This is a genomic window from Pseudomonas tensinigenes (assembly GCF_014268445.2).
GTDB classification, from domain to species: domain Bacteria; phylum Pseudomonadota; class Gammaproteobacteria; order Pseudomonadales; family Pseudomonadaceae; genus Aquipseudomonas; species Aquipseudomonas tensinigenes.
On record NZ_CP077089.1, the window covers coordinates 6032347 to 6051376 of the forward strand.

Genomic DNA, 19030 nt, shown 5'->3' on the forward strand with positions numbered 1-19030 from the left:
GGTCATGTTAAGGTCTGCACCTGATTCGTATCCCCTGGACCTGTGCATGCCCTTTAGTCTTTCCCATCGTTGGCCTGTCCGCCAATTGATCGCTGCCTCCAGTTTCATTCTGCTTGTCGCTTGTGCGGAAAAACCGACCGCCGCCGATGCGCAACCCCTTCAAGCCGCCCCTGTTGCCACGGCCCCAGCGATCATCCCGCCGGTAGTGCCGTCCGCCGACCCTCTCGATCTTCAGCCTACTCAGACCTTTGCCGAATGGCAGGCAGGTTTCCGCAAGGACGCGCTGGCCGCCGGGATTCGTCCAGAGCTGTTTGATCGCGCCTTTGCCAATGTCAGTTTCGACGCCAGCGTGATTCGTGCCGACCGCAGTCAGCCGGAATTCTCCCGCCCGGTGTGGGAATACCTCGACGGCGCGCTGTCGCCGCTGCGCGTGCGCAAGGGCCAGGCGCTGATCAGCCAGTACGCCGATATTCTACAAAGCATCGAGCAGCGTTATGGCGTCGACCGTCAGGCGCTGGTGTCGGTGTGGGGCATGGAAAGCAACTTTGGCCAGTTCCAAGGCAGCAAGTCGGTGATCAACTCGCTGGCTACCCTCGCTTACGAAGGGCGCCGTCCGGGCTTTGCTCATGCGCAATTGATCGCGGCTTTGCAGATCCTGCAGCAGGGCGATATCACGCCGGAGAAAATGCTTGGCTCGTGGGCCGGCGCCATGGGCCAGACCCAATTCATTCCGACCACCTACAACACTCACGCCGTGGACTTCGACGGTGACGGTCGCCGCGATATCTGGGGCAGCCCTGCCGATGCACTGGCCTCGACCGCGCATTACCTGCAAAGCTCCGGCTGGCAACGTGGTCAACCGTGGGGTTTTGAAGTGCAATTGCCGAGCAGTTTCAATTACACGCTGGCTGATGGTGCTATTCGCAAGAGCGTTGCCGAATGGCGTCAGTTGGGCGTGATCCTGCCAAACGGCGCTCAAGTCCCAGCCGGCTCGGAGCAACTTTCCGCTGCCCTGCTGCTGCCGGCCGGTTATCGCGGCCCGGCGTTCCTGATCCTCGACAACTTCCGGGCGATCCTCAAGTACAACAACTCTTCGTCGTATGCCTTGGCGGTGAGCCTGTTGTCCGAGCGTTTCAACGGTGGTGGCTTGATCAACGGCAGCTGGCCGAAAGATGATCTGCCGCTGAGCCGTACCGAGCGTATGGAATTGCAAACCCTGCTGAGCGCGCGCAATTACGATGCCGGCACAGCGGACGGGATCATCGGCGCCAATACCCGTAAGGCGATTCGCAGTGCGCAGCAGTCGCTTGGCTGGCCGGCTGACGGCTATCCGACGCACAAGTTGCTGGAAAGCCTGCGTACTCAGTAGAACGATTGTCGTATGGCGTATACCGCTTTCGCGAGCAGGCTCGCTCCCACATTGGATCTCTGTCGTTTACAGAACCCATGTGGGAGCGAGCCTGCTCGCGAAGACTGACTATCAGGCAATAGCCTTTAAGCCTTGATCACCACATCCTGCTCCAGCATCAATTCCTGCTTCCCGGCATCCAGCCGCACCAGCGCGCCCATCGGCAGCGTCAGGTTCGGATCGCAGTGCCCGCTACGCCACCCCGATAAAACCGGAATCCGCAACGGCTCGAAAGTCTGCTTGAGCAAGCGGTTCAGCGCTTCGACATCCACGCCTGCAATATCCCCGACCAACACCCCGCGCAACTTGGCCAACTTGCCGGCCAGGCGCATCTGGGTGAGCAGCCGGTCGATGCGATACAGCGGCTCGTTGATGTCTTCGATCAGCAGAATCACCCCCTCGACATCGATTTCGTAAGGCGTACCCAACGTCGAAGCGATCATCGCCAGATTACCGCCGAGCAAGCGCCCGTGGGCGATACCAGGCTCGACCGTGGTCAATGGATAAGCCACCGGATGGCTAAACACACTCCCTGCCTTCAATTGCCCGCGCAGCATGGCGAAGAACGAGGTGACCGTCGGCGGCTCCTTGTCACCCAGCAGGTCAGCATTGAGCAGCGGCCCGTGAAAGGTCACGAACCCGGCATAACGACTGATGGCCAGGTGCAGTGCGGTGATATCGCTGTAGCCGACGAAAGGCTTGGCGTGGCGGCTCAGCAAATCGTAGTCGATACGGTCGAGCAAGCGCGGCGTACCGTAGCCGCCGCGCAGGCAAATGATGGCATCAACCTCGGGATCAGCGAACGCTGCGTGCAGATCGCGCAGGCGCACATCGTCACTGCCGGCCAGATAGCCGTCCTTCTCGTAGACGCCGGGAAACACCTTCAAGCCATAGCCGCGGGCGCGCATCCATTGCAGCGCCTTATCGGTGTCCAGAGCACCGGGGCCGGCAGGTGCAATGACGCCGATCAGTCCTTCTGAGGGCAGTGCGGGCACGGCTCTGTGCGGACAAAGTGTGTGGGTCGGTCGAACGGTCATCCTTGGATCTCCCTGTGAGTCATGCACACACAGTAGTCAGGAACGGGGGCAAACAGAAGAGGTTCGGCCACGCCGCAGGTTGCAGGAAAAATCAGCATCTAATGTAAGACGGGCAAAAAAATGCCCGCCGGGCGTTAAAACCTCGGCGGGCATTTTTTCATTCAGCGCCGGATCAGGAACCCAGCAGCTCAGCCTTGACCAGCTTGGCTTGCTCGTCGGCGTGGTACGAAGAACGCACCAGCGGGCCCGACGCGACGTTCTTGAAGCCCATCTTGTAACCTTCTTCGGCGAACCAGGCGAAGGTGTCCGGGTGCACGAAACGCTGCACCGGCAAGTGGCTGCGCGACGGTTGCAGATACTGACCGAGGGTCAGCATGTCGATGTCATGTTCGCGCATGCGCTTCATGACTTCGATGACTTCCTCGTCGGTCTCACCCAGACCCAGCATCAGGCCGGATTTGGTCGGAATGTGCGGCATCATCTGCTTGAAGCGTTGCAACAGAGTCAGCGACCACTGGTAATCCGAACCCGGACGCGCAGCCTTGTACAAGCGCGGCACGGTTTCCAGGTTGTGGTTGAACACATCCGGCGGCTCGGCGGCGGTGATTTCCAGCGCGACGTCCATGCGGCCACGGTAGTCCGGAACCAGGGTTTCCAGCTGTACGTTCGGCGACAGTTTGCGGATTTCGCGGATGCAATCGGCAAAGTGCTGGGCACCGCCGTCACGCAGGTCATCGCGGTCAACCGAAGTGATCACCACGTACTTGAGCTTGAGGTCGGCGATGGCGATGGCCAGGCTTTCCGGCTCGTTGACGTCCAGTGGCTTCGGACGACCGTGGCCAACGTCGCAGAACGGGCAGCGACGGGTGCAGATGTCGCCCATGATCATGAAGGTCGCGGTGCCGCCGGAGAAGCATTCGCCGAGGTTCGGGCAGGAGGCTTCTTCGCAGACGCTGTGCAGTTTGTGTTTGCGCAGCAGGCTCTTGATGCGGTCGACTTCCGGCGAAACCGGGATGCGCACACGAATCCAGTCAGGTTTCTTCGGCAGCTCGGTGGTCGGAATGATCTTTACCGGGATGCGTGCAACCTTCTCGGCGCCGCGCAGCTTGACGCCGGCTTCTACCTTGGGACGCGGGGCCGGGCGCTCGGTCACGTCGAGCGTCGGGATCATGGTTTGCACTGCATCAGTAGTCATATCAGTCGATTCCGCCCGTCAGGGTCGTCTGCTCAGCATAGTCGAGGTGTTTGACGAGCTGCGCGCGCAGCCGGGCACTTACCTCGGCAAATTCAATCGATCCTGCGTGCTCGCTCAGCTGGGTCATCGCCAGCCCGGCATAGCCGCAGGGATTAATCCGTCGAAACGGTTCCAGGTTCATATCCACGTTCAGGGCCAGGCCATGAAAGGAACAACCGTGGCGAATCCGCAAACCCAGAGAAGCGATTTTCGCTCCATCGACGTACACGCCGGGAGCGTCTGGCTTGGCCGCCGCGGTCACGCCGTAGCTGGCCAGCAGTTCGATCAGGCAAAGCTCCATGCGGCTGACCAGATCACGCACGCCGAAACCCAGTTTGCGCACATCCAGTAACAGGTAAGCCACCAATTGGCCGGGGCCATGATAAGTCACCTGGCCGCCACGATCGACCTGCACCACCGGGATGTCTCCCGGCAGCAGCAAGTGTTCGGCCTTGCCAGCCTGGCCCTGAGTGAACACCGGCGGGTGTTCAACGAGCCAGATTTCGTCGGCAGCATCGCTGCCGCGTTCGTTGGTAAAACGTTGCATGGCATGCCAGACCGGCTCGTAAGCCATCTGGCCGAGCTCACGAAAGCCCAGCGTGCCCGGCATCACAACACCATGTGCACGAAGCCGGTCGCCCGCAGTTCGCTGTTGATGTTGTACAGCTGATCCTGATCGGTCGCGACGATGTGCAACTGAATGGTGGTGTATTTGCCGTTGGTGCTTTGACGCTCGTCGATGCGCTCATCGTTGATGGTCGCGTGTTTCAGGACGATTTCGATGATCTTGTCCTTGTTGCCGACACCCGTATCGCTGATCACCTTAATCGGATAATCAGTCTGGGGAAATTCGATCTTTGGCGCCTTTACTTCTGTATCGGTCATGGCGTAACGGCCTCTAGAGCGCAAGCCGTGGTAACGCACATGGCCCCGCACCGGTTCGGGGCGGGGCCATGCAGGTCAACACAAATCAGTTGAACAAGCCGTAGAAGAATAGACGGATGCTATCCCACATGCGGCGGAAGATACCACCCTCCTCGACGCCATCCAGAGCGATCAGGTCAGCGCTGTGCACGACCTTGTCTTCCAGTTTGACTTCGACTTTACCGATCACGTCGCCCTTGGCGATTGGCGCGGTCAGTTGCGGGTTCATGGTCATGCTCGCAGCAAGCTTCTTCAGCTGACCTTTTGGCAGGGTCATGGTCAGGTCTTCAGCCAGGCCGGCCTTGACTTGATTGGTGGTGCCTTTCCACACCGGGGCCTGAGCCAGTTCGGTGCCCTTCTGATAGAAGGTCTGGGTTTCGAAGAAGCGGAAACCGTAGGTCAGCAGCTTCTGGGTTTCAGCGGCGCGAGCCACTTCGCTGTTGGTGCCGAACACCACGGCGATCAGGCGCTGGCCATCACGTACAGCCGAGGACACCATGCAGTAGCCGGCTTCATCGGTGTGACCGGTTTTCAGACCGTCAACGGTCTTGTCACGCCACAGCAGCAGGTTGCGGTTAGGTTGCTTGATGCCGTTCCAGAAGAACTCTTTCTGCGAGTAGATCGCGTAGTGAGCCGGGTCTTCGTGGATGATCGCACGCGCCAGGATCGCCATGTCGTGAGCCGACGAGTAGTGCTCAGGATTTGGCAGACCGGTCGGGTTCATGAAGTGGGTATTGGTCATGCCCAGATCGGTGACAGTCTTGTTCATCAGGTCGGCGAATGCGTCTTCGCTACCGGCGATGTGCTCGGACAGCGCCACGCTGGCGTCGTTGCCGGACTGGATGATGATGCCGTGCAGCAGGTCGCTGACAGTCACCTGCGAGCCAACCTTGATGAACATCCGCGAACCGCCGGTACGCCAGGCGTTCTCGCTGACGGTCACCGGATCGTTTTCACCGATCTGGCCACGACGGATTTCCAGGGTCGCGATGTATGCGGTCATCAGCTTGGTCAGGCTGGCCGGTGGCAAACGCTGGTCACCGTTGTTTTCTACCAGCACGTTGCCGCTGGCGGCATCCATGAGTACGTAGGCTTTAGCGGCCAGTTGCGGTGGCGACGGCATCATCTCGGCCGCGAAGGCGGCTGGCGAGAGGAGCAGCGGGACTAGCAGACACAGGCGTTTGGCAAAGGTGGTGATGTTCATCCGTCTCTCGAAATCGCTAATGGAAACTGTCCTTGCGGACAAAATTTAATCAGATGACTTTCTAACGAGCCATCGCGTGTTCAGTTGCTCACTCCAGTCACCCTTGCCGGGCTTTTGTTCTTCGACGAGCCAGCAACCTGGTTCACCCCCCGATACCGCAAGTGAACCGTCAATCAAGTTCTACGTATTACTCGGTGACCACGCTTGGCGAACCAAGGTTGGCCAAGCGCACGCTGTTCTGCACCTGGGCGATTTCACCCGGCGAGCCGATCGGCCCCAGGCGTACCCGATGCAGAGTCTGCTGATTGCGCACGATCGAGCTGATGAACACCGGAGCGCTCACCATCCCGCTGAGCTTCGACCTCAGCAGTTCTGCAGCGTCCGGGTTGGCGAACGCGCCCACCTGCAGATACTGGCCAGACGCTGTTGCAGAAGCGTTTTTTTTTGCGCTCATCGGCACCGGGACGGTGTCAGAAGCATGTTGCTGCGGCGGCGGGGTCCATTGCTCGACTGTACCGGCCGAGGCCGTGATCACCGGTGCGCTGTTCTGCGCGACTTGCGGCTCGTTGAGCATCAGCGGTGCCGGACGGCCCTTGGCAGCCCAATACTGCTGCGGATCGATGCCTTCAACCTTGACCCGCGCGGTGCCGGTTTCGGCGTAACCGAGTTTTTTCGCCGCCGCGTAGGACAAATCGATAATGCGGTCAGAGTAGAACGGCCCACGGTCATTGACCCGCAGGATCACCGTCCGGTTGTTGTCCAGGTTGGTCACCCGAACGTAACTTGGCAGTGGCAAGGTTTTGTGCGCGGCACTCATGCCGTACAGGTCGTAGACCTCGCCATTGGCGGTGTTCTGACCATGAAACTTGGTGCCGTACCAAGACGCCGTACCCGAAGCGACGTAGGTCTTGGACTCTTGCAACGGGAAGTAGGTCTTGCCCAGCACGGTATACGGGTTGGCCTTGTAGGGCCCGGTGTGCAGGGTCGGGGTGGCATCGGGGATGCGCGACACGTCGACGTCCCACCACGGCGCGCCATCTTTGTGTGCGCGGTTGATGTCCAGGCCCGGCTGCGCACGCACAGCGGTCGAAGAGGTTTTCTGTGTCGGCGCACGGCTGGTCGTACAACTGGCGACCAACACCGCCAACGCAGCGAAAGCCACCAGCTTCAGGGGTTTATTGTTAGGCAATGCCCGCATTACTTGACGCCCCGTGCTTGTACCAGCTGTTCAGACAGTTGATGTACGGCCATGGCGTACATCACGCTGCGGTTATAACGCGTGATCGCGTAGAAATTCTTCATGCCCATCCAGTATTCGGGGCCATTGTCGCCTTCGAGGCGAAATGCAGTAACCGGCATATCATCGCGCAGCGCATCATGACTTGACCAGCCCAGCGCTCGCAACTCTGCGACGGTCTTTGTCGGCTCGATGCCGGTGGTCAGGCCTTCATCAACCTGCTCTCCACGCACATCGGCGCGGCTGACCACAGGTTCGCCGGCCACCCAGCCGTGACGCTTGAAGTAACTGGCGACGCTGCCGATCGCATCATCCGGGTTGTTCCAGATATTGATGTGGCCGTCACCGTCGAAATCCACCGCGTAAGCGCGGAAGCTGCTCGGCATGAACTGCGGCAAGCCCATGGCCCCGGCGTACGAGCCTTTCAGGGTCAGTGGGTCGACCTGTTCTTCACGCGCCAGCAGAAGGAACTCACGCAGTTCCTTGCGGAAAAATTCGGCACGGGGAGGATAGTCGAAACCGAGCGTGGACAACGCATCGATCACCCGGAAATTACCGGTATTACGTCCGAAAAAGGTTTCAACGCCGATAATCGACACGATGACTTGTGCCGGTACCCCGTATTCCTGCTCGGCACGGGCCAGGGTCGCCTCGTGTTGACGCCAGAAGTCCACACCACGAGCAATGCGCGCGTCAGTGATGAACATCGGACGGTATTCTTTCCACTGCTTGACCCGTTCGGCGGGCTTGGAAATGGCGTCAAGAATCGACTGCTTGCGCTCTGCCTCGCGGAACACCCCCATCAGTTGTTCACCGGCGAAACCATAGTCGCGGGTCATTTCACCGACGAACTCGGCCACCTGCGGCGAGCCTTCGTATTCGCCGGCCAGCGCTTCCTGCACACTGCCCAGGAGGCCCATCAGGCCAACCAGCGGCGCGCATCGAGTCGCCCAGCCACGCATTACTTGCATTGAACTCTTCACCTTATTCAAACCTGCGCGATCCACTTGCGATGGGTATGGATCGACATCAAAACCCCAAACGCTGACAGCAGTGTCACCAGCGAAGTTCCTCCGTAGCTAATGAACGGCAACGGCACCCCTACGACCGGCAACAGGCCACTGACCATACCGATGTTGACGAAAACGTAAACAAAAAACGTCATGGTCAACGCCCCGGCGAGCAATTTGCCGAACAGCGTTTGTGCCTGCGCGGTAATCACCAGCCCTCGGCCGATCAACAGCAGGTAGATCAGCAACAGCGCGCAGATACCTACCAGACCGAACTCTTCGCCGAGTACGGCAATGATGAAGTCGGTATGGCTTTCCGGCAGAAAGTCCAGGTGCGACTGAGTACCGAGCAGCCAGCCCTTGCCGAAGACGCCGCCGGAACCGATCGCGGCTTTCGACTGAATGATGTTCCAGCCGGTGCCCAACGGGTCACTTTCCGGGTCGAGGAAGGTCAGGATCCGCTGCTTCTGGTAGTCGTGCATGATGAAAAACCACATCGCCACCGACACCGGAATTGCCGCGGCCAGCACGCTGAGAATCCAGCGCCAGCGCAGCCCGCCCATGAACAAGACGAATGCGCCGCCCGCCAGAATCAGCAGCGAAGTGCCCAGATCGGGCTGGCGTACAATCAGCGCGAACGGCACGCCGATCAGCATCAGGCTGATGCCAACATGCTTGAGTTGTGGCGGTAACGTGCGCTTGGACAGGTACCAGGCGATGGTCGCCGGCATCAGGATCTTCATGAACTCCGAGGGCTGGAAGCGGATCACCCCGGGGATGTTGATCCAGCGTGTCGCGCCCATGGCGTTGTGGCCCATGATGTCCACCACCAACAGCAGCACCACGCCGATCACATAGCCGAGCGGCACCCAACGCGCCATGAAACGCGGTTCGAACTGGGCGATGATGATCATCGATACCAGACCGATTCCGAATGAAGTGGCCTGTTTAGCCAATAGATCCCAGCTCTTGCCGCTCGCCGAATACAGCACGAACAGGCTGCCGGCGGCGAGGATCAGCAGCAGGATCAACAACGGGCCATCGATATGCAGTCTTTGCAGCAACGTCGCGCGGCGACGCATCACATCCTCACTGGAGAGCATGCGATCAAAGTTATTCATCACGGGCCGTAGCCTCCGCACTGATTGGGCTGGCGTATTCGGCCTTCAAACGTCCGTCCTGATCGAGCAGCCAGGCATCCATCACTTGCCGCACCACTGGCGCGGCAACGCCGGAGCCGGACTCACCGTTCTCGACCATCACCGATACAACGATTTTCGGGTCATCGGCCGGAGCAAAACCGACGAACAAGGCGTGGTCGCGGTGGCGCTCCTGAACCTTGGAACGGTCGTACTTCTCACCCTGCTTGATCGCCACGACCTGCGCCGTACCCGATTTGCCGGCGATGCGATATTGCGCACCGATGGCCGCTTTGCGCGCGGTACCACGAGCACCGTGCATCACCTGCTGCATGCCGTGGTTGACCTTGGTCCAGTCCGACGGATCACGCAGGATAATGTCCGGCATCGGATTTTCATCCACCGGCTTCACCCCTTCGAGGGATTTGGCCAGATGCGGACGGTTCCAGATGCCTTTGTTGGCGACCAGCGCCGTGGCCTGGGCCAGTTGCAGCGGAGTTGACTGCATATAGCCCTGGCCGATCCCGAGGATCAGGGTTTCGCCCGGGAACCACGCCTGCTTGCGCGTCGCCCGCTTCCACTCGCGGGACGGCATCAGGCCGGGGGATTCTTCGAACATGTCCAGCGAGACCTTCTGGCCGATGCCGAACTTGTTCATGTAGGCCGACAACCGATCAATGCCGAGCTTGTGGGCCAGGTCATAGAAGTAGGTGTCGTTGGACCGCATGATCGCCGTATCGAGATCGACGAAACCGTCACCGGTGCGGTTCCAGTTACGGTATTTGTGATCGTAGTTGGGCAGCATGTAGTAGCCCGGGTCGAATACCCGGCTGGAGGCTGTCACCACACCCGAATCGAGACCGGCAATCGCCACCGCCGGTTTGATCGTCGAGCCCGGCGGGTACAGACCGCGCAATACGCGGTTGAACAATGGCCGGTCGATGGAATCACGCAACTCGGCATACGCCTTGAAGCTGATCCCGGTGACGAACAGGTTCGGATCGAAGCTCGGCTGACTGACCATCGCCAGCACTTCGCCGGTCTTCGGATCCAGCGCCACGACCGCGCCGCGACGTCCGCCCAATGCTGCCTCGGCGGCTTCCTGCAACTTGATGTCCAGGCTCAGCACAATGTCCTTGCCGGGAATCGGATCGGTGCGCTTGAGCACCCGCAACACACGGCCACGGGCGTTGGTCTCGACTTCTTCGTAACCGACCTGACCGTGCAATTCCGGCTCGTAGAAACGCTCGATGCCGGTTTTGCCGATGTGGTGGGTGCCGCTGTAGTTGACCGGATCGAGGCTCTTCAGCTCTTTCTCGTTGATCCGCCCCATGTAGCCCACCGAGTGCGCAAAATGCGCGCCCTGCGGGTAGTGACGAACCAGTTGTGCAACCACCTCCACGCCGGGCAGGCGGAACTGGTTCACGGCGATGCGGGCGATCTGCTCTTCGCTCAGCTCGAACAGAATCGGCACCGGCTCGAACGGCCGGCGCCCCTGACGCATGCGCTTCTCGAAGATCACCCGGTCCTCGGGCGTCAGCTCCAGCACTTCGACGATCACGTCGAGCACTTGCTGCCAGTCGCCGGAGCGCTCGCGGGTCATGCTCAAGCTGAAGCTTGGACGGTTGTCCGCCACCACCACGCCATTGCGGTCGAAAATCAGCCCGCGGGTCGGTGGAATCGGCTGCACGTGGACGCGGTTGTTTTCCGACAGTGTCGAGTGATACTCGTACTGGATCACCTGCAAGTAATACAGCCGCGCAATCAGCACGCCGATCAACAGCATGATCGCAATGGCCCCGAACACGACGCGGCTACGCACCAGGCGTGCGTCCTTTTCGTGGTCCTTGATGCGGATCGGCTGAGACATGAGGGCTGGATTACTTGTGGTAAGGGTGACCGGACAACACGGTCCAGGCACGATACAACTGTTCGCCGATCAGGATCCGCACCAACGGGTGCGGCAACGTCAGCGGCGACAACGACCAGCGCTGATCGGCACGGGCGCAGACTTCCGGCGCCAGCCCTTCGGGGCCACCAACCATGAAATTGACCGTGCGCGAATCCAGCCGCCAACGGTCGAGTTCGACCGCCAACTGCTCGGTGCTCCAGGGTTTGCCGTGGACTTCCAGCGTGACGATCCGCTCGTTCGGCCCGACCTTGGCCAGCATGGCTTCGCCTTCCTGGCGGATGAATCGGGCCACGTCGGCATTCTTGCCACGGGTATTGAGCGGTATTTCCACCAGTTCCAGCGCCAGCTCGGACGGAAGACGCTTGGCATATTCATGCCAGCCTTCTTCCACCCACTTGGGCATGCGTGAACCGACGGCGATCAGGCGCAGTCGCACAGCAATCCCTTACAGCTGGTCTTTGTTGAGCTTGGTGAAATGCTCGTGGGTGTTTTCCGGGCTGTGGTGTTTGGCATCGGCCGCACGGCTCTGCTCGGCACCGGCCCACAGGCGCTCCAGGTCGTAGAACTGACGTGCCGAGGCAGTCATCATGTGCACGATTACCAGGTCCAGGTCGAGCAGCACCCAGTCACTGTCGCCCTTGCCTTCTTCGCCCAGCGGCTTGGCGCCCTGCTTTTTGACTTCTTCGCGAACCTTGTCGAGCATCGCGTTGATCTGGCGGTTGGAAGTACCGGTGGCGATGATCATGTAGTCAGTGATGCTCTGCTTGTCGCGAACATCAATGATCTGGATGTCTTGTGCCTTGACGTCTTCCAGCGCAGCTACAGCCAGCTTGACCAGCTCGTCGCCCTTCAGCGGCTCATTGGTGTTGACCGGTTCTGGCAGCGGGGCGCTCTTGAATGTGCCTTTGCGCTTTACTTTGGTTTGGTCTTTGTCAGTCATATAAAACTCGTTTTGCTCGTATATTCGGCGGCTTGGCGACACGTGGATTCGTATCAGTGAAGCACGCCTTGTTCAGTTCGACGCACGGTACAGACCGTGCGCATCGATGTAGGCCAGGACCGCGTCGGGCACCAGGAAACGTACCGACTTACCGCTGGCCAGCAGTTGACGGATCTGGGTGGCGGAAACCGCGAGCGGTGTCTGCCAGACGAATGCAATCTGTCCGCTCGGCCCTTTCAGGGCCAGCGGGTCGCTCACCGAACGCGCTGCCAGCAGGTTGCGCAAGGCATCCGGCGGTTCGCTGTCGGCGTCCGGGCGCTGTAGCACCAGGATATGGCAATGCTGGAGCAACTCTTCCCAGCGGTGCCAAGTGGGCAGGCCGCAAAATGCGTCCCAGCCCAAAAGCAGAAAAACCTGGGTCTCGGCGGGCATTTCAGCGCGCATCGACTCCAGGGTATCAATGGTCCAGGACGGCTTGTCCCGCTGCAATTCGCGGGCGTCCACCACCAGCGACGGCAATCCGGCCACCGCACACTCGACCATCGCCAAGCGATCCTGCGCCGACACCTGCGGCGTACCGCGATGTGGCGGCCGCGCATTCGGCATCAGACGCAACTCGTCGAGCGCCAGCGCTTCGGCGACTTCCAGCCCACCGCGCAAATGGCCGATGTGCACCGGGTCGAACGTACCGCCCAATACGCCGATACGACGGGGGCGAGGCTCGCTGCCGGTTTGCGGCGCTGTCAGGTCGAGGTCGGTCAAGTCAGACCGGCGCCTGGCCGCGCAACTGGCCATCACCGACCACGACATACTTCTCGCAAGTCAGTCCTTCGAGACCTACCGGGCCACGGGCGTGCAGCTTATCAGTAGAAATGCCGATCTCGGCACCCAATCCGTATTCAAATCCATCGGCGAAGCACGTCGGCGTGTTGATCATCACCGACGCCGAGTCGACTTCCGCCACAAACCGGCGGGTGTCGGCGAGGTTTTCGCTGACGATCGAGTCGGTGTGATGGGAGCCGTAATGGTTGATGTGTTCGATGGCCTGATCCAGACCGTCGACCACACGGATCGACAGGATCGGCGCCAGGTACTCGGTGCTCCAGTCGTCTTCGCTGGCCGCAACGGCGTCAATAATCGCTAGGGTGCGCTCGCAGCCGCGCAATTCGACGCCTTTTTCGCGGAACTGGGCGGCCATCGACGGCAGGAAATCCTTGGCAACCGTCTGATCAACCAGCAGCGTCTCCATCGCACCGCAGATGCCATAACGATAAGTCTTGGCATTGAAGGCGATGCGCTGGGCCTTCGGCAGATCGGCGTGGGCACTGACGTAAACATGGCAGATGCCGTCCAGATGCTTGATCACCGGCACCCGGGCATCACGGCTGATACGTTCGATCAAGCCACGGCCACCGCGCGGCACGATCACGTCGACGTACTCAGGCATGGTGATCATCGCGCCAACGGCGGCACGGTCGGTGGTTTCGACCACTTGCACCACGGCGGCGGGCAACTCGGCCTCGGCCAGACCGCGCTGAATGCACGCGGCAATCGCCCGGTTGGAATGAATCGCTTCAGAACCACCGCGCAGAATGGTCGCGTTGCCGGACTTCAGGCACAGGCTGGCGGCATCGATGGTCACGTTGGGCCGGGATTCGTAGATGATCCCGATCACGCCCAGCGGCACGCGCATTTTGCCGACCTGAATCCCTGACGGACGGAAGCTCATGTCGCGGATCGCGCCGACCGGGTCCGGCAGTGCCGCGACCTGACGCAAACCGACGATCATGCCGTCGATGCGCGCCGGGGTCAGCTCCAGACGCTCCAGCAGTGCCGGCTCCAGACCATTGGCGCGACCGGCAGCCAGATCCTGTTCATTGGCGGCGGCAAGCTCGGCGCGCGCGGCGTCCAGGGCATTGGCAGCAGCCTGCAAGGCGCGGTTCTTCTGCGCGGTGCTGGCACGGCCGATGACCCGGGAAGCTGCGCGGGCGGCGCGACCCAATCGGGTCATGTAGTCAAGAACGGACTCAGTCATGGTCTGCTGGGGTCTTGGCAAAGAGGAAAGCGGCAGATTATAGCTGTCGCGTCCCGGGACTAACAGCGGTGACGGGCGGATGGTCGAAATGAACGCTGATTCGCCGGTGTTCAGGCTCAATTAAGCCGTGCGTTGTTATCATCTCGACCTCTTCAGCCTGGATAAACATTGCCCGCCATGTCCAACCTGACCGTTCGCAACCGCGCCGAACGCCTGCCGCTGGGGCTCCCGGACACGTTTTTCGACCGTGACACGCAAGTGCTGGCCCGCGATCTGCTCGGCAAAGTCATCCGCCATCGGATCGGCGACCTGTGGCTCAGTGCGCGAATCATTGAAACCGAAGCGTATTACTGCGCAGAAAAAGGCAGTCACGCCTCCCTCGGCTATACAGAAAAACGTAAGGCTTTGTTTCTGGATGGCGGACACATCTATATGTATTACGCCCGCGGGGGTGACTCCCTGAACTTCAGCGCACAGGGGCCGGGCAATGCCGTACTGATCAAATCCGCCTATCCGTGGGTCGATGAAATCAGCGGCCCGGCGAGCCTGGCGCAGATGCTGCTGAACAATCCGGATGCCCAGGGCCGTCCGCGCCCGTCGCAGAAGCTCTGCGCCGGTCAGACCTTGCTGTGCAAAGCACTGGGTTTGAAAGTACCGATGTGGGACGCCAAACGTTTCGATCACCAATTGCTTCTGGTAGAAGACACCGGGCCTGCGCCGCCGCACATCATTCAAACCACACGCCTGGGCATTCCCCATGGCCGTGACGAGCACTTGATGTACCGCTTCGTCGACTCAGCTTATGCGCAATGGTGCACGCGGAACCCGCTTCGACGTGGCCAGGTCGAAGGCCGGGATTATTTCTTGCTGTGACTCCCCAATGCAGGAGTTGCCGAAGGCTGCTCCTACACAGGGTTAATCAATGATTGGAGTTTTTCTGTATGGGCCCATGGCTCGATAGCGTGACCGGTTGGCTGGCGGCCAATCCACAGTGGCTGGCCGCGGCGGTATTCATTGTTGCCTTTGTCGAATGCCTGGCGATTGCGGGGCTGATCGTGCCTGGCACGGTGCTGCTGTTTGCCGTGGCCGCACTGGCTGGCAGCGGCGCGCTGTCGTTGAGTGAAACCCTGTTGCTGGGCTTCCTCGGCGGCATCCTTGGCGATTTGATCTCGTACTTTCTCGGCCGACATTTCCACCAGAACATCCGACGACTGCCGGGACTGCGCCATCACCCGGAATGGATGGCCGGCGCCGAAACCTATTTCCAGCGCTACGGGATCGCCAGCCTGTTGGTAGGACGCTTTATCGGCCCACTGCGCCCGATGCTGCCAATGGTCGCCGGGATGTGCGACATGCCCTTCCCACGCTTCGCCGCCGTCAGCTTGTTGGCCGCCGCAGGCTGGAGCCTGGCCTATCTGTTGCCCGGTTGGGCCACCGGCGCGGCGTTTCGCTTGCCATTGCCGGAGGGTTTCTGGCTTGAGGCCGGGATCGTCGCTGCCAGCATCGCGGTCATGGTCGGTCTCAGCGCGAACAGCAGCCTGCGCCGTCACCGCCGGGCGACGCTGTGGATCAGCAGCATGAGCCTGTTGATTCTGCTCGGTCTGTTCATCGGCTATCCGTATTTGACAGCCCTCGACCAAGGCGTGATGACGCTGGTGCAGGAACATCGCCAACCGCTGCTGGATGAAATCGCCGTCACCTTTACCCTGATCGGCGAGTTCCGCAACATGCTGATGTTCAGCATTCTGCTGACAGGTCTGCTGTTGCTGTGCCGCCAGTGGCGTCAGGCGATTTTTGCCGCAAGTACCCTGCTGTGCACGGCGCTGGCCAACACGGTGACCAAGCTGTTTTTCGCAAGGGTTCGTCCGGAAATACTGACCGACCCGATTACCAGCTTCAGCATGCCCAGTGGCCATGCCTCGGGTTCGTTCGCACTATTCCTGACCCTGGGCGTCCTCGCTGGCCGCGGCCAACCACCCCGCATGCGCTTGACCTGGCTGCTGGTTGGCTGCATTCCGGCCCTGGCGATTGCCCTTTCACGGGTTTACCTGGGTGCGCACTGGCCGACCGATGTCCTGGCCGGCGCGATGCTGGCGGCATGTGTCTGTGCTGCAAGCCTGTGGCTGAATCAGCGCCAGGGCCCCCTCAATGCAATGCCTTTCAAAGTCTGGTGGCTGATTCTGCCGGCACTGGTGGCACTGTTCAGTTTCTTCGCGTTTCGCCACCTGCCCCACACACTATTGCGTTACGCGTACTGATTAAATCTGTTTGTCCCTTTCCCCTATCCGCCACTCTTTGAAGATTATTCTGACAAGAGTGGCGCGATCTCCCTACGCCCCCTTAATACCTTCCCGGTAAATATTCCTCGCTTAATAACTCCAACTACCTACATCACCCCGCCCTATAAAACTCAAGTTACATATTTAACCGCAACATCGTAACAGCGCACCCACTGCCCGACAAAAAATCAATTACATTGAAACCGCCAGAACTTCAAAACCAAAACAATCAAATAACCACTGACAAACTTTCATATGCAACACACAAACATCACACGCACTCAATCAGCAACTTAAATACCCATGAACCCAATCAACTCCGAGTAATCCATGAGTCCAAAAACACCGCGCAAACCACCCACTGTATCGTCGCAACCCATCGAATCCATTTCGCCACCTGCGCGCCAGCCGGACCTCGCTTCTACACGTGCACACTGGCCTTTCGATTCCCGTGTTTCAACACACCCCACTCGCCCCCAGACGCCTGATCCGGCCATCGATTACCCCCCGCCAGCCACGTTGCACATCAGCGAAATGCCGACACGGAGCATTGACGGCCACGCGAACGAACACCCTGTGGATAAATACTGGCTTCACGCCCCTTTCCTGCGGGGAATGCAATCTGCCAACGATGAGGGCTGGCGTTTCATCGTCGGGCGCCGGTTTGTCGACGTCGAACACGACGGAGGCCTGCGCACCGCGCATGTCGATCTGGACGAAAAACTCAAAGTCTATCGGCTGAAACTGCTCAAAGACCGTCATGCACTTGGCCCGATCATCTACAAAAATGAAGGGCGACCAACCTGGCGCCTGACCTCCGACGACATTGCCACCAACCGTGTCCGCCAGACCGCACAAACGGCAGGCGAGCCTGCTCCCAAGCGTCGCTCTGCATTCACGGACGAACAGATCGATCAGCCCTCTGCTGCCAAACAACCGCGCACGATGGAGGCGCCGACATTCATCGACCCGAACCGCTACAGGCCATCGGATCGCTCTCCAGATGCTCAGGGCTACTACGAACTTGAACCGAGACCCGGCTCAACGCGAACCGACACACTGTTTGCGTTCCGCGATCAATACGCCCGATGGATTCAGGTCGCCCCGCCCGTCGACGGGTTTGGCGCCCCCGCCACGCATTTGCAGCAATGGACCGATCATCAGATATGGCAGGCGTACGCCGTGGAAGGCCAGGACATCGCACGATTCCGGATCGAGGCCCAGGCTTCGGGCGGCCCGCCACGCTGGGCCGAGCCACGAGACCTGCCGAACGCGGTCGAGGCATTGGTAGGCAGTTCACTGCGCTGGCTGCATCCGTCCATGACCGCGACAGAACGCGAGACATTCCTGCAGTCATACAACTTGCTGCCAGGACAGTTGACCCGCTTGCAGCAGCACCTCAAAAGCGAGCTGACGATGCCGGCATGGGCAACGGCGCATAAACGTCTGACGCAAGACATCGGCAACCCGCATCGCCTCGACCAGCTGAGTCAGGATGCTATCAGCGAACTGCATTTGAAACGCCACCCGCGCCATGACTGGTACGACCCGGAACGCCTTTTGACCGTTGAGCTGCGCGAAGCGCTGTTGGCCAAACTGGGTTACCTGCGCAACCAGCACAACTGCCTTTATCGAACCGACGTGCCAGCGCTGTTTCGCGGGGATGAACGCACACCGTTCGAATTGGCGAATGACGACACTATGCTGTCCCGCTACGCACACAGTCCCGGAGCCTCCACGCATAAACCGATGAGCGCCACGTTCAGCCTCAAGGAAGGACAGATGTATGCCAGCGCACCGGACCCGGAATACCTGCGATTCAACAGCCAGACCAACAAGTATCCCGGCAGAGCCGCAGACGATGCGTCCCCTGACAGCGATGCCGGTAACAGCAGCGACAGCAGCGCCTCTTCCGACTGGTCGGATGCCGCAAGCCCGGTCGCGATGGACCGTGAACGCAACTACGAACGGACCCGGGAGCGCCAGACACAAATGTTTATCTATGCGCTGGACACCCGAGGCCTGGAAGTGGTCCCCCATGAAGTGAACTATCTGTTCAACTCGTCTGCCCTCGACGCTCCGACCACCCGGTTTCCCTCGGATGATCACGAAGGCCTGATTTCCGTGACCAAAAAAGGTCTGGACGCCAAGCGCGTCTGGCTGCTGGATTCAACCTTGAGCAAAGCGGCGAACGTTTACGACATCCAGGAACAGGCCGGCGCAAACGCCGAACGCATCGAAGCGGCAACCCACGCGGGGCGTGCCAACCAAGATGAATACGATCGACTGATCGATGCCGCGCAAGCGGCGGGCAAACCGATACTCAAACTTTCCGGCAATAAAGACGAGTTCGGCGATGACATCACCTGGCCTGAATAAATGCGCCTGAGTGCCTGTACTCGCAACAACTTTTCCTGATTCAAATCAGTTAAACGCTTTATTCAAACCGGTACGGAAACCGGGGCGGCACAACGCTTATCATTAAAAGGATCAATTCGTGGCAAAACTTATAGAACCGGCAATCGAAATACCTCTTGGCCCCACTCTGCAGGTCACCGCAATCAGTCGTTCGGCCAATACTCATGCGCCTGCAGCCAACCATACTTAAGCCACTTCCACACTTTCAAACATAACAACAGACACACTCATTGAAGGCGATGGCGTAAAACAC

17 protein-coding genes are annotated in these 19030 nt (G+C 60.0%); 4 read left to right on the forward strand and 13 right to left on the reverse strand.

Annotated features, from left to right (window positions below; genetic code table 11):
- Nucleotides 1–46: 46 nt before the first annotated feature.
- Nucleotides 47–1369: a lytic murein transglycosylase gene (locus HU718_RS26785; RefSeq protein ID WP_150730041.1), complete on the forward strand. Its 1323-nt coding sequence runs from the start codon at nucleotides 47–49 to the stop codon at nucleotides 1367–1369.
- 125 nt (nucleotides 1370–1494) lie between these two features.
- On the opposite strand, the gene HU718_RS26790 is transcribed toward HU718_RS26785, so the two are convergent.
- From HU718_RS26790 to HU718_RS26850, 13 genes are all read right to left on the reverse strand, one after another.
- On the reverse strand, nucleotides 1495–2445 hold the full coding sequence (locus tag HU718_RS26790; RefSeq protein WP_186614096.1) for a S66 peptidase family protein: 951 nt from the start codon (nucleotides 2443–2445) through the stop codon (nucleotides 1495–1497).
- Between the two features lie 172 nt (nucleotides 2446–2617).
- Nucleotides 2618–3616 (reverse strand): lipoyl synthase, encoded by a 999-nt coding sequence (gene lipA / locus HU718_RS26795; protein WP_161986515.1) that lies wholly within the window; start codon nucleotides 3614–3616, stop codon nucleotides 2618–2620.
- A gap of 25 nt (nucleotides 3617–3641) precedes the next feature.
- Entirely contained in the window at nucleotides 3642–4289 is a 648-nt protein-coding gene (gene lipB / locus HU718_RS26800; RefSeq protein WP_141126548.1) for a lipoyl(octanoyl) transferase LipB, read from the reverse strand.
- Nucleotides 4289–4564: a DUF493 domain-containing protein gene (locus HU718_RS26805; protein WP_077574665.1), complete on the reverse strand. Its 276-nt coding sequence runs from the start codon at nucleotides 4562–4564 to the stop codon at nucleotides 4289–4291. Before HU718_RS26805 ends, lipB begins: the two co-directional genes overlap by 1 nt.
- A gap of 85 nt (nucleotides 4565–4649) precedes the next feature.
- On the reverse strand, nucleotides 4650–5807 hold the full coding sequence (locus tag HU718_RS26810) for a D-alanyl-D-alanine carboxypeptidase family protein (protein WP_016986121.1): 1158 nt from the start codon (nucleotides 5805–5807) through the stop codon (nucleotides 4650–4652).
- A gap of 187 nt (nucleotides 5808–5994) precedes the next feature.
- Entirely contained in the window at nucleotides 5995–7005 is a 1011-nt protein-coding gene (locus HU718_RS26815; protein WP_095122076.1) for a septal ring lytic transglycosylase RlpA family protein, read from the reverse strand.
- On the reverse strand, nucleotides 7005–8015 hold the full coding sequence (mltB, locus tag HU718_RS26820) for a lytic murein transglycosylase B (RefSeq protein ID WP_150706825.1): 1011 nt from the start codon (nucleotides 8013–8015) through the stop codon (nucleotides 7005–7007). Before mltB ends, HU718_RS26815 begins: the two co-directional genes overlap by 1 nt.
- Nucleotides 8016–8032: 17 nt before the next feature.
- Complete coding sequence (gene rodA / locus HU718_RS26825; protein WP_049802149.1) at nucleotides 8033–9136, reverse strand: rod shape-determining protein RodA; 1104 nt, start codon at nucleotides 9134–9136, stop codon at nucleotides 8033–8035.
- A 31-nt stretch (nucleotides 9137–9167) separates the two neighbouring features.
- Entirely contained in the window at nucleotides 9168–11063 is a 1896-nt protein-coding gene (gene mrdA / locus HU718_RS26830; RefSeq protein ID WP_102899891.1) for a penicillin-binding protein 2, read from the reverse strand.
- A 10-nt stretch (nucleotides 11064–11073) separates the two neighbouring features.
- Nucleotides 11074–11541 (reverse strand): 23S rRNA (pseudouridine(1915)-N(3))-methyltransferase RlmH, encoded by a 468-nt coding sequence (gene rlmH, locus HU718_RS26835; protein WP_003185785.1) that lies wholly within the window; start codon nucleotides 11539–11541, stop codon nucleotides 11074–11076.
- Between the two features lie 9 nt (nucleotides 11542–11550).
- Nucleotides 11551–12045: a ribosome silencing factor gene (rsfS, locus tag HU718_RS26840; protein ID WP_016986117.1), complete on the reverse strand. Its 495-nt coding sequence runs from the start codon at nucleotides 12043–12045 to the stop codon at nucleotides 11551–11553.
- Nucleotides 12046–12117: 72 nt separating this feature from the next.
- On the reverse strand, nucleotides 12118–12840 hold the full coding sequence (gene nadD, locus HU718_RS26845) for a nicotinate-nucleotide adenylyltransferase (RefSeq protein ID WP_095122081.1): 723 nt from the start codon (nucleotides 12838–12840) through the stop codon (nucleotides 12118–12120).
- On the reverse strand, nucleotides 12809–14080 hold the full coding sequence (locus HU718_RS26850) for a glutamate-5-semialdehyde dehydrogenase (protein ID WP_186614098.1): 1272 nt from the start codon (nucleotides 14078–14080) through the stop codon (nucleotides 12809–12811). The genes nadD and HU718_RS26850 overlap by 32 nt, the downstream gene beginning before the upstream one ends.
- Before the next feature lie 177 nt (nucleotides 14081–14257).
- Between HU718_RS26850 and HU718_RS26855 the strand changes: the two genes are divergently transcribed.
- From HU718_RS26855 to HU718_RS26865, 3 genes are all read left to right on the forward strand, one after another.
- Entirely contained in the window at nucleotides 14258–14953 is a 696-nt protein-coding gene (locus HU718_RS26855; RefSeq protein ID WP_186614100.1) for a DNA-3-methyladenine glycosylase, read from the forward strand.
- A gap of 68 nt (nucleotides 14954–15021) precedes the next feature.
- Nucleotides 15022–16338, forward strand: a complete 1317-nt coding sequence (locus HU718_RS26860; protein WP_095122087.1) for a bifunctional DedA family/phosphatase PAP2 family protein — start codon at nucleotides 15022–15024, stop codon at nucleotides 16336–16338.
- Between the two features lie 636 nt (nucleotides 16339–16974).
- On the forward strand, nucleotides 16975–18738 hold the full coding sequence (locus tag HU718_RS26865) for a hypothetical protein (RefSeq protein WP_150730034.1): 1764 nt from the start codon (nucleotides 16975–16977) through the stop codon (nucleotides 18736–18738).
- Nucleotides 18739–19030 lie beyond the last annotated feature (292 nt).